The organism is Fictibacillus nanhaiensis (assembly GCF_019801215.1).
Lineage (GTDB): Bacteria > Bacillota > Bacilli > Bacillales > Fictibacillaceae > Fictibacillus > Fictibacillus nanhaiensis_C.
Genome location: NZ_JAHVJO010000001.1, coordinates 996,559 through 1,008,605, shown reverse-complemented (window position 1 = coordinate 1,008,605; position 12,047 = coordinate 996,559). Strand labels below are relative to the sequence as shown.

The following is a 12,047-nucleotide window of genomic DNA, read 5'->3' as shown; positions in this document are numbered from 1 at the left end:
AGCAGCCTTCTTCTTGCAAGGCTGCTTTTCTTACCTTTTGAATACATACATATAAAAAACAGCATGCATGTGAGGTGAATTTGATGGCAAAAAACAAAAAAAAGAAAGCTAAAAATAAAGGTCGCTGGAAAGAACAACTGACGTTTGAGATCGCAGGACTCTCTTTATTAGCGCTTGCATCTTTAGGAATGGCAAAGATGGGCAATGTTGGGATGGCATTCGTACATCTCTTACGTTTTTTTAGTGGGGAATGGTATGGACTTTTATTATTATCATGTATCTTATTGTCTTTATATTTAATCTGGAAAAGAGCATGGCCTCAGTTGGTTTCCAAAAGGTTGACGGGATTGTATATCTTGTTTTTCTCCTTTTTAGTGTTGAGCCATTTAACGTTGTTTGAACATTTAACAAACGGTGGAGAGTGGAAGGATGCTTCCGTCATAAGAAATACGTGGGATTTGTATTGGCTTCAATTACAAGGAGAGACCGCTACTCAGGATATTGGAGGTGGTTTGCTAGGTGCTATAGGCTTCGCTCTCTTTTATTTCTTATTCGGAGCAGGGGGCACAAAACTTGTTATCTTTTTTCTGATCTTAGGGAGTTTGCTCCTTGTTACAGGAAAATCTCTATCTGTTTTTCTTGAAAAAGTGGTAAATGGCACGAAGGAAACTTCTAAAAAAATGAAAGTATTTTTACTTGAAAAGAAGAACGCACTTTCCGAAGAACGTGAAAAAAGAGCGAAAGAGAAATTGAAAACGGAAAGCACTTCCTCTTTAGATGATGCAGACGATGAAACGGAAGAGATCATCATCGAAGAGGAGCCCGTCATTGAAGACTTTACAAAAAGGGTTCATCATACGGAAAGTGGTGTTCAGCTAAAGTTTGGTTCACAAAGTTTTCATGATACAGATGAATCAGTAAAAGCCAATGAAAAAGAAAAAGAAGATAATGAAGTCATCAACTCTCCGTTACAGGTTAATTTTGGAGATGAAGTCATTCAGAACGAACATTATCAGCTTCCGACGATGAAACATCTCCGTATTCCTCAAAATAATGGGCAGCACAAGGACAAGCAGTATGCAGCAAGCAAAAGCAATGCTAAAAAGTTAGAAAAAACATTTGAAAGTTTTGGCGTAAAAGCGAAAGTGCTTAAAGTTCACTTAGGTCCTGCTGTTACAAAATACGAGGTCTATCCTGATGTCGGCGTTAAAGTTAGTAAGATCGTTAATTTAACAGATGATCTTGCACTAGCACTGGCAGCGAAAGATATTAGAATCGAAGCGCCGATTCCAGGTAAGTCTGCAGTTGGGATCGAGGTTCCTAACCAGGAAATTTCTATGGTTACGCTAAGGGAAGTGTTAGAAGCGCCTCAATTTTCAGGACAAAAATCGCCACTTGCTATTGGACTTGGAAGAGATATATCAGGTGAACCGATTATCGCAGATCTATCAAAAATGCCTCATTTACTAGTAGCAGGTGCAACGGGAAGCGGAAAAAGTGTATGTGTAAATGGGATTATCACCAGCATTCTCATGCGTGCAAAACCACACGAAGTGAAAATGATGATGATCGATCCTAAGATGGTCGAGTTGAATATGTATAACGGGATTCCACATTTATTGGCACCTGTTGTTACGGAACCGAAAAAAGCAGCTCAAGCGCTCAAGAGAGTCGTTTCGGAGATGGAGCGAAGATATGAACTGTTCTCACATAGCGGTACAAGGAATATCGAAGGATATAACGAATCCATTCGTAAACAGAATGGAAGAAGTGATGCGAAACAGCCGTTTTTACCATACATCGTTGTTATTGTAGATGAATTAGCCGATTTAATGATGGTCGCTTCTGGAGATGTAGAGGATGCCATCACCAGGCTTGCTCAGATGGCACGTGCTGCGGGCATACACTTAATCATTGCTACGCAGCGTCCGTCCGTTGATGTAATCACCGGAGTAATCAAAGCAAATATACCGTCAAGAATCGCCTTTAGCGTTTCCTCTCAAACGGATTCACGCACGATTCTAGATATGGGTGGTGCTGAAAAATTGCTAGGAAGAGGAGATATGCTATTTTTCCCTTCCGGAGCTTCAAAGCCAGTACGTGTCCAAGGAGCTTTTCTATCGGACGAAGAAGTAGAGACGATTGTGGATCATTGTGTCAGTCAGCAAAAAGCTCAATATCAAAAAGAAATGATTCCAACTGAAGAAGCTGAACCCGCAGTCATGGAGTCTGAAGATGAGCTGTTTTCCGATGCCGTTAAGCTTATTGTAGATATGCAAACAGCTTCCGTGTCCATGCTGCAGAGGAGATTTAGGATTGGGTACTCAAGAGCCGCAAGATTAATTGATTCGATGGAATCAAAAGGCATCGTCGGACCTTATGAAGGATCGAAGCCTCGAGAGGTGCTAATCTCTTCAATGCCGGAGGAAAAAGAAGCATCGAGTTCTTAAAAAACAGGTAGATTTACTACAAGAATGGTGGGTATGATTTCCGCTCCAGGTACTCGCTTTCCGCGGGGCGGGCGGTGAGCCCCTTCGTCGCTTTAAGGCTTTGAGGGGTCTCATCTGTCTAGCTACAGCGTCTAGCCCCTTGAGGTCAAAAGGTAATGGGTGATGAAGGGAAAATACGCCTTCTTTGCCCATTTACCTTTTGCTTGTCGGGGTTTCGGACTTTCTCACTTGTCTCGCAGGACTAGGAAGGCGTCGATAGCGCTGCATCGCACGAAGAAAATGTGAAGTTCATTTTCGAGGAGTCTATGCACCCTTCTGCTTCAATCAGAACATGGTTGCATTCCAGCAAAATCATAAATGCAAACCGGAAAGGGTAACCCAACTCGTAAAAGTCGAGGCGGATTTACCTTTTTTTCATTGCTCTCATTTCTTTCGTTTTAGATCTACGTTTATCCCAAACTTTTGAAATGATGGAAAATCCAATTGGTTCCTAATAAAAATTTGTAAAAATAGTATTTATTTATAAGTGTAAAAATGGTATAGTAATGTCGATTATTCAATTAATTTGTCAAAAAATTCGTGAACAATTCATTAAGGTGGTTTTATGATGTCAATAAAAGTGGACCATCGCTTACTTTATATAAAAGTGATAGAAAAAATAAAAAAGGATATCGAACAAGGAATTTACAAAGAAGGAGAAAAACTTCCTTCCGAGTTTGAACTTTCTAAACAGTTAGGAATAAGCCGTGCTACATTGCGTGAAGCCCTTCGTATTTTAGAAGATGAAAACGTGCTCATTCGCAAACACGGTGTCGGTACATTCGTAAGAACACGAGCACTCTTTTCATCGGGGATCGAAGAACTTTACAGTGTTACCGAGATGATAGAAAGAGGAGGAAAGAAAGCGGGGACGATATTTCTTTCTTCACAAATCACAGATGTAACCGATGAACTACTTGGGAAGTTTAATGATTCACTACCGGAAGGACTTATGAAAATGGAACGGGTCCGTACAGCTGATAGTGAACCCGTTGTTTTCTGTATCGATCATGTCCCGTCCCATCTCTTTTCTTCAAAGGGACTTCATGATTACGAATCCTTCTTGGAGATGTTAGAAAAAGAGACCGGCAGACGAGTGATGTATGCGGTTACAACGATTGAGCCTATCGGATACCATGATAGAATTTCCGAAATTCTCGAGAGCGACGAAGGTGTACCGCTTCTTGTTTTGAAACAAATGCACTATGACCAGTATGATGAACCCGTTCTTTATTCTTGTAATTACTTTAGATCAGATAAGTTCTTATTTTCTGTATTAAGAAAGCGCTTTTAACTAACGTTTTTTTTAGGGGGTGATCGGTACACTATTGCAGCTTAGGTTTAGTCATAAAAAATGAAAACATTTTTAGGGGGAAATGACTTGAAAAAGAAATTAGGTTTAATGGTAACTGCAATGCTGACTGCCGGTACAATTCTAGCAGGATGTGGGTCTTCAGATGATGGGAAGACTACAGGTGGAGAAAATAAAAAAGAATTTAAAGTAGCTATGGTAACAGATACTGGCGGTGTAGATGATAAGTCTTTTAACCAGTCAGCTTGGGAAGGTTTAACAAAGTTTGGTAAAGATAATAGCTTAGAAGAAAACAAAAGCTACAAATATTTGCAGTCTACTGCTCAAAGTGACTACAAACCAAACTTAAACTCCTTAATTCGTCAAAAGTATGATCTTGTTTTTGGAATCGGTTTCTTAATGGGAACAGACGTTGAAACAGTTGCAAAACAACAGCCGGATGCAAAGCTTGCGATCGTTGACATGGTAGTAAAAGGTGACAACGTTGCAAACATTACGTTTAGTGAGCACGAAGGTTCTTTCTTAGTTGGATTAGTAGCTGGAATGCAAACGACATCAAACAAAGTTGGATTCGTAGGCGGAGTAAACAGTGAACTTATTAAGAAGTTTGAAAACGGATTTAAAGCGGGCGTTCTAACTGCGAATCCAAAAGCTGAGATCTTAGTTCAATATGCTGAAGACTTTAATAAAGCTGAAAAAGGACAACAGATCGCCAACACGTTCTATCAGCAAGGCGCTGACATCATCTACCATGCAGCAGGTGGAACTGGAATGGGTGTATTCACAGAAGCGAAAAACCGTAAGAAGAATGGTGAAGACGTTTGGGTAATCGGTGTTGACCGTGACCAGCATGAAGAAGGTATGCCTGAGAACGTAACACTAACATCAATGGTTAAACGTGTAGACCAAGCCGTTTACGAAGTATCTGAACAAACATTGGCTGGCAAGTTCCCTGGTGGGAAAATTGTTGAATTCGGTCTTAAAGAAGACGGAGTAGGTATTGCACCAACTCAAGATAACGTAGCTAAAGATGCTCTTACGTCTGTTGATGATTTCAAGAAAAAAATTATCGCTGGTGAAGTAAAAGTTCCTAAGACAGATGCTGAATTTGAAGAGTTCAAAGCAAACTTAAAGTAAACCTTATGAAACAATTTAAATAACAGCCAGGACTTGGCAGAAGCCAAGTCCTTCCTTATGTACAAAAAGGGGGGAGCAGCTTCAGATGGAATACGTAATTGATATGCGCAATATTCGTAAGGAATTTCCAGGTATTGTAGCGAATGATGATATCACGCTTCAAGTAAAACAAGGTGAAATCCATGCACTTCTTGGTGAGAATGGAGCAGGTAAGTCAACATTGATGAATGTCTTGTTCGGACTTTATGAGCCTGAGCAAGGTGAGATATATGTAAAAGGAAATAAAGTGGTGAACAATGATCCGAATATTGCCAACTCGCTTGGTATTGGGATGGTTCATCAGCACTTTATGCTCGTTGATAAATTTACTGTAACGGAAAATATTATACTTGGAAAAGAACCGACAAAAGTCGGGAAAGTGGATTTGCAGACTGCCGCTAAAGAAGTAAAGGCACTTTCAGATCAGTACGGACTTAGAGTCGATCCGTTTGCAAAAATTGAAGATATCTCTGTTGGGATGCAGCAGCGTGTAGAGATTTTAAAGACACTCTATAGAGGTGCCGATATTCTAATCTTTGATGAGCCGACAGCTGTCTTAACTCCTCAAGAGATAGTAGAACTTATTCAGATTATGAGAAAGCTGGTAAGCGAAGGTAAATCGATTATCTTAATCACTCACAAGCTGAAAGAAATCATGGAAGTTTGTGATCGCTGTACCGTTATTAGAAGAGGAAAAGGCGTTGGAACAGTGGATGTTAAAGATTCCAATCCTGATTCATTGGCTGCGATGATGGTAGGCCGTGAAGTGAACTTTACGGTATCAAAGGGAGTATCAGAACCGAAAGAACCTGTTCTTACGATTAAGGACTTAGTCGTTTTAGACAGTCGAAAAGTACCTGCTGTAAACGGTTTGAATTTAACGATAAAAGCGGGAGAGATTGTAGGTATTGCTGGAGTTGACGGGAACGGACAATCTGAGCTTCTCGAGGCTATCACGGGTCTTAGAAAAGCAAGTGAAGGTTCCATTCAATTAAGAGAGAAAGATATTACGAATAAGACTCCACGGAGTGTTACTGCCAACGGACTCGCTCACATTCCTCAAGACCGACATAAGCATGGACTTGTTCTGGATTTTTCCGTTGGTGAAAACATGGTGCTTCAAACGTATTATCATAAGCCATTCTCAAAAAACGGAATCCTTAAATTCTCTCCAATTTTTGAAAAAGCAAATCAATTAATCTCTGAGTATGATGTTAGAACACCTGATGCGTACACTCCTGCAAGAGCACTTTCAGGAGGGAATCAGCAAAAAGCGATCATCGCACGAGAAGTGGACCGTGATCCCGATTTTCTGATCGCAGCTCAGCCTACTCGAGGCCTGGATGTGGGTGCGATTGAGTTTATTCACTCAAAACTTATTGAACAAAGAGATAAAGGCAAAGCCGTTTTGCTCGTCTCCTTTGAACTAGATGAAATTATTAACGTCAGTGACCGAATCGCCGTCATGTATGAAGGTAAAATAGTAGCTGTCGTTGATCCAAAACAAACGACGGAACAAGAACTTGGCTTACTCATGGCTGGTGGAAAGAGGGGTACGAATGATGCAGAATAATAATAAAATAAAACTTCTTGTTCCCCTTATATCCGTTATTTTAGGTTTATTAATCGGCGGACTCATTATGTTAATAAGTGAATACGATCCGATTGAGGCATATGCTGCGTTGTTTGAAGGAATAGTTGGTGGCCCTTATTACATCGGTGAAACGGTAAGACAGATGTCACCTTTAATCTTGTCAGGTCTAGCAGTTGCTTTTGCTTTTCGTACCGGATTATTCAATATCGGTGTAGAAGGTCAGCTCTTGGTTGGCTGGCTGGCAGCAGTATATGTAGGAGTGTTTGTCGATGCACCTACTTTCATTCACATTCCACTTGCTGTTTTGGCAGCAGCAGCTGCAGGCGCGTTATGGGGATCTGTTCCGGGAATCTTAAAAGCGAGATTCAAAGTTCACGAAGTTATCACAACAATCATGATGAACTATATCGCGCTTTATAGCACAAATGAGATTATCCGTAAATTTATGCTAGCGCCTGGGGAAAGAACGGAAAACGTTAAAGAATCAGCATCTCTTGCTTCACCTTTTTTACAAAGCATCACGAATTTCTCAACATTGCACTACGGAATCATCATCGCTCTCATCGCAGCAGTTATTATGTGGTTCATACTATGGAGAACTACGTTGGGTTATGAGCTTCGTGCCGTTGGATTCAATCAGCATGCTTCTCAATATGCAGGTATTAACGTTTCCAAAAACATCGTTCTGTCCATGGCGATCTCAGGTGCATTTGCTGGTATCGCTGGAAGCATGGAAGGACTGGGAACGTATCAATATATGACGATTAACGCTGCTTTTACTGGTGTAGGTTTTGATGGTATCGCAGTCGCTCTGTTAGGGGCGAATAGTGCAGTTGGCGTCGTTTTAGGTGCGGCATTATTTGGAGGATTAAAGATTGGCGCATTGAACATGCAATCAATCGCTGGTGTTCCGACTGAACTGGTTGGAGTAGTTATTGCATTAATCATCTTCTTTGTTGCATGCAGCTATATTGTTCATTGGCTGATCAACCGCGTTAACAAAGGGGGTAAAATCTAATGGACTTCATGGATATTCTTGCTTTGATCATCCCTGCTGCTATCGTTTCTGCAGCTCCATTAATTTTCACTGCACTTGGAGGGGTTTTTAGTGAACGCTCGGGTGTTGTTAACATTGGTTTGGAAGGTCTCATGCTTTTTGGTGCCTTTACAGGGGCTGTTACGATCTATTATGGCGAACAGTTCGGGTTAGGAGAAGCATCACCTTGGTTAAGTTTTATCGTGGCGATGATTGTTGGAGCCATGCTAGCTTCCATTCATGCATTAGCAAGCATCACACTTAAAGCAGATCAGGTCGTAAGTGGTGTAGCTCTTAACTTCCTTGCAGCTGGACTGGCTATCTTTTTAACAAAAAAAATCTTTAACGCAGGTCAAACACCTGTTATTTCAGAGAGAATTTCAAAAAGTGATATACCATTCTTATCAGACATTCCTTTTTTAGGCAGATTGTTTTTCTCAAATGCCTACTTAACTTCATATGTTGCGGTTTTTGTAGCGATCATCGTTTGGTATGTATTATACAAAACACCTTTCGGACTGCGGCTTCGTTCCGTCGGAGAGCATCCGATGGCCGCTGATACGATGGGGATCAACGTTACAAAAATGAGATATGTTGGCGTTTTGCTGAGTGGTGCGCTTGCGGGTCTTGGTGGAGCTGTTTATGTTGCCTCAATCTCAGGAAACTTTACGCATTCAACCATTACAGGGCAAGGCTTTATGGCTTTAGCAGCCATGATTTTTGGTAAGTGGCATCCGCTTGGAGCTCTAGGAGCAGCTTTGTTCTTTGGATTAGCTCAAGCCATCAGTATTTCTGGATCACAAATTCCTGTATTAGAGGATATTCCAAAAGTATTCTTGTTAATTGCACCTTACGTGCTTACGATCCTTGCATTAGCTGGTCTTGTTGGGCGAGCTGATGCACCTAAAGCACTCGGAACACCTTACGAAAAAGGTAAGAGATAAGATAAAAAGTTCGCCTTCTGGCGGACTTTTTTTCATTTAGAAGAAGGAATGTCATGTGGAGTATCGAAAATGGGTAAACTAGGATGTAGGCTATAATGAAAGGGGTACTTATTTAATGGGAATCGTTAATCATAGAAAAACTGATCTCCACGGCATGACCGTACATACGATCGAAACAAAAAAGTATAAGACAACTTCTTTTATTCTTCAAATAAAAGAAGCGATTGATGAGAAAAACGTAACCAAACGAGCGTTGCTTTCATATGTTCTTCAAAGTGGAACGAAAGACTTTCCGTCTAGTAAAGAGCTTAGAAGTGCTTTAGATGATCTTTACGGTGCAACATTAAACGCTGATTTATCGAAAAAAGGAGAAAATCAAGTAATCAGCATTCGCATGGAAGTCGCGAATGAAAAATTTCTAGCCAACTCAGAACCCGTTCTAGATCAAGCCTTTCATTTGCTGTCACAAGTTTTGCTTGCACCTGCCCTGGAGAATGGTGCGTTTAAAGAAGGAATCGTAAAAAAAGAAAAGCGAAGTCTAAAACAGCAGATCGAATCTATCTACGATGACAAGATGCGTTATGCCAATAAACGATTACTCGAAGAAATGTATGAATCTGAACCATACCGTTTAAACGTATACGGAAATGAAGGTGAAGTAGATGTGATTACTTCTCAAGAATTGTTCGATTATTACAAAAAAGTAATTGCAACCAATAGATTGGACCTGTATGTAATCGGGGATATCTCAACAGATGAGATGATTGAAAAAGTTAAAAAGCATTTCCGATTACCAGAAAATCGGGCTACAGAAGATTCTCCTTTACATTCAATCGATGAAAAGAAAATTTCTGACGTGAAAGAGATTTTTGAAGAACAAGATGTCCAACAAGGAAAGCTTCACATGGGTTACCGGACGTATACAACATATCGTGATGATGAATATTTTGCTCTTCAAGTCTTTAATGGTGTGTTTGGAGGATTTTCTCATTCAAAGCTTTTTATTAATGTGAGAGAAAAAGAAAGTCTTGCTTATTACGCAGCTTCCCGTTTCGAAAGTCATAAAGGAGCTGTCTTTGTAATAAGTGGCATCGAGACAGGGAACTATGAAAAAGCGGTTAAAATCATAAAAGAACAGCATGAAGAAATCAAGAATGGCAACATAACCGATGATGAATTTAATCAGACAAAAGCGATGATCAACAATCAAGTTCTTGAAACGATCGACCATCCGATCGGATTATCTGAAGTGCTCTATCACAATGTAGTCGCAGGGACGAACAGGACGATCGAGGAATGGATGGAAGGAATCAAACGTGTAACAAAAGAAGACGTCGTAAAGGTTGCACAAAAAGTCACATTGGATACCATTTTCTTCTTGAAAGGAGCAGGCACAAATGGGAATGAAAACGTTTGAGCAACTAGATGAAACATTACACTTTGAAGAATTCGATAACGGGTTGAAAGTTTATGTACTCGAAAAGAAAGGATTCAATAAAACATACGCTACTTTTACAACACATTATGGATCGATCGATAACCATTTTAAGCCTCTTGGAAAAGAAGAGAACGTCAAAGTACCTGATGGAATCGCGCACTTTTTAGAACATAAGCTGTTTGAAAAAGAACATGGCGATGTGTTTCAGGATTTTAGCAAACAAGGGGCATCTGCTAATGCATTCACAACGTTCAACAGAACAGCTTATTTGTTTTCAACGACTGGCGATGTGAAAACGAATTTAACGACATTGATCGATTTTGTTCAAGAACCTTATTTTACTGAAAAAACAGTTGAAAAAGAAAAAGGAATCATCGGTCAAGAGATTAGAATGTATGATGATAACCCAGACTGGAGAGTTTACTTCGGCCTGATCGAAAACATGTTTCATCATCATCCAGTTAAAATTGATATAGCAGGAACCGAAAAATCAATCGCTGAAATCACGAAGGATACGCTATATGAATGTTATGAAACGTTCTATCACCCGAGCAATATGATTCTGTTTATCGTCGGACCAGTTAATTCTAAAGAAATTCTTGATTTTGTTAAGGAAAATCAATCAAAGAAAACGTTTAAAGAAAAAGCTCCGATTGAAAGATTTTTTGAAGAGGAACCTCCTTCGGTAGCGAAGCCTAAAAAAGTAATTGAAATGACCGTTCAGACACCAAAGTGTTATATCGGCTTCAAAGAGGCTTCAGCTAATCGTAAAGGAAAAGAATTAATGCGCCATGAGCTTTCTGTAAATCTGCTTCTCGAAATGATGTTTGGAAAAAGTTCACCAAATTATGAAACACTCTATGAAGAGGGGCTGATCGATCAGACGTTTTCGTTCGATTACACAGAAGAAAACGGATTTGGATTCAGCATGCTCGGTGGTGATACGCAATCACCGGATGAGTTAGTCGAGCGCATTTCTGAGATGGTCGAATCTTTCAAGAATGAATCTGTATCACAAGATTCATTTGAACGAGCTCGCAAAAAGAAAATTGGTGCTTTCTTAAGGTCTTTAAACTCACCTGAATTTATAGCAAATCAATTCACAAGATATGCTTTTAATGAAATGGATCTGTTTGATGTGATTCCGGTTTTCGAATCACTTAAAATGACTGATGTGGAAGAAGTCCTTCAGAACCATTTTAAAAAAGAAGCAATGACTGTTTGCCAAGTTCGTAAAAAGAAGTCATAATTAAATCAAAAACATCCTAATTCATTAGGGTGTTTTTTCTAGTAAAGAGGGGTTGTATTGAAAACCGCACTTGTAACCGGTGCAACAGGCAGCATCGGTGCCCAAATCAGCCATATGCTAGCAAGAAAGGGCTTTAGTTTATTTCTGCACTATAACAAAAATGAAGAATACGCGCTAAAACTTAAAAACGAGCTTGAATTTAGCTATAACGTAACATGTTTGCTTGTTTCCGCAGACTTATCTAAGCCTGATGGACCTCTTGAATTATTAAAGAAAATACCATCTGTAGTTGATGCATTCATCTACAATTGCGGATCGGGACATTATGGACTTTTGACTGATTTTACAGATGAATCAATAAACGAAACGATTCAGTTGAATCTTTTAAGTGCAATCACCATTTCAAAATCGATCATACCGGGAATGGTTCAAAAAAAAGCGGGTAAAATCGTCATGATCTCTTCCGTTTGGGGTCAGGTTGGTGCATCCTGCGAAACGGTTTATTCAGCTGCAAAAGGCGGCCTGGATGCGTTTATGAAGGCATTGGCCAAAGAGGTTGCGCCTAGTCACATTCAAGTGAACAGCGTGGCTCCAGGTGTTATTGATACAGGTATGCTTGATCACTTCTCGGAAACAGAAAAAGCAAATCTTACAGAAGATATTCCTGCGGGCCGTTTTGGAAATCCTGAAGAAGTCGCATACGCTGTCGAGTTTTTACTAAGTGAAAAAGCTGACTATATTTCAGGTCATATTCTCTCTGTAAACGGTTCATGGTTTACGTAAAAAAAGATGTATAAAAACGTACGATC

The 12,047-nt window shown here is 39.9% G+C and carries 9 protein-coding genes; all 9 read left to right on the top strand.

Annotated elements, in window-relative coordinates; translation table 11 throughout:
- Positions 1-83 precede the first annotated feature (83 nt).
- A complete protein-coding gene (locus KUV80_RS05200; protein WP_222461598.1) occupies positions 84-2,450 on the top strand; it encodes a DNA translocase FtsK in 2,367 nt (788 codons plus the stop codon).
- 607 nt (positions 2,451-3,057) lie between these two features.
- A complete protein-coding gene (locus KUV80_RS05195; RefSeq protein ID WP_222461597.1) occupies positions 3,058-3,783 on the top strand; it encodes a GntR family transcriptional regulator in 726 nt (241 codons plus the stop codon).
- An 87-nt stretch (positions 3,784-3,870) separates the two neighbouring features.
- Positions 3,871-4,938 (top strand): BMP family lipoprotein, encoded by a 1,068-nt coding sequence (locus tag KUV80_RS05190; protein WP_222461596.1) that lies wholly within the window; start codon positions 3,871-3,873, stop codon positions 4,936-4,938.
- Positions 4,939-5,023: 85 nt separating this feature from the next.
- Positions 5,024-6,550: an ABC transporter ATP-binding protein gene (locus KUV80_RS05185; protein ID WP_222461595.1), complete on the top strand. Its 1,527-nt coding sequence runs from the start codon at positions 5,024-5,026 to the stop codon at positions 6,548-6,550.
- Positions 6,540-7,589, top strand: coding sequence for an ABC transporter permease (locus tag KUV80_RS05180; protein ID WP_222462262.1), 1,050 nt, complete (start codon positions 6,540-6,542; stop codon positions 7,587-7,589). Before KUV80_RS05185 ends, KUV80_RS05180 begins: the two co-directional genes overlap by 11 nt.
- The gene (locus KUV80_RS05175) at positions 7,589-8,551 is read left to right on the top strand and encodes an ABC transporter permease (protein WP_222461594.1); all 963 of its coding nucleotides are present in this window, start codon (positions 7,589-7,591) and stop codon (positions 8,549-8,551) included. The genes KUV80_RS05180 and KUV80_RS05175 overlap by 1 nt, the downstream gene beginning before the upstream one ends.
- A gap of 121 nt (positions 8,552-8,672) precedes the next feature.
- Complete coding sequence (yfmF, locus tag KUV80_RS05170; protein ID WP_222462261.1) at positions 8,673-9,968, top strand: EF-P 5-aminopentanol modification-associated protein YfmF; 1,296 nt, start codon at positions 8,673-8,675, stop codon at positions 9,966-9,968.
- Positions 9,949-11,238: an EF-P 5-aminopentanol modification-associated protein YfmH gene (gene yfmH / locus KUV80_RS05165; RefSeq protein WP_222461593.1), complete on the top strand. Its 1,290-nt coding sequence runs from the start codon at positions 9,949-9,951 to the stop codon at positions 11,236-11,238. Before yfmF ends, yfmH begins: the two co-directional genes overlap by 20 nt.
- A gap of 57 nt (positions 11,239-11,295) precedes the next feature.
- Entirely contained in the window at positions 11,296-12,021 is a 726-nt protein-coding gene (gene ymfI / locus KUV80_RS05160) for an elongation factor P 5-aminopentanone reductase (RefSeq protein WP_222461592.1), read from the top strand.
- Positions 12,022-12,047 lie beyond the last annotated feature (26 nt).

What these genes read in the sequence shown, in the direction of transcription:
- KUV80_RS05200 (WP_222461598.1), top strand. Translation starts at nt 84, where the DNA reads ATGGCAAAAAACAAAAAAAAGAAAGCTAAAAATAAAGGTCGCTGGAAA.
- KUV80_RS05185 (WP_222461595.1), top strand. Translation starts at nt 5,024, where the DNA reads ATGGAATACGTAATTGATATGCGCAATATTCGTAAGGAATTTCCAGGT.
- KUV80_RS05180 (WP_222462262.1), top strand. Translation starts at nt 6,540, where the DNA reads ATGCAGAATAATAATAAAATAAAACTTCTTGTTCCCCTTATATCCGTT.
- yfmH (WP_222461593.1), top strand. Translation starts at nt 9,949, where the DNA reads ATGGGAATGAAAACGTTTGAGCAACTAGATGAAACATTACACTTTGAA.
- KUV80_RS05195 (WP_222461597.1), top strand. Translation starts at nt 3,058, where the DNA reads ATGTCAATAAAAGTGGACCATCGCTTACTTTATATAAAAGTGATAGAA.
- KUV80_RS05175 (WP_222461594.1), top strand. Translation starts at nt 7,589, where the DNA reads ATGGACTTCATGGATATTCTTGCTTTGATCATCCCTGCTGCTATCGTT.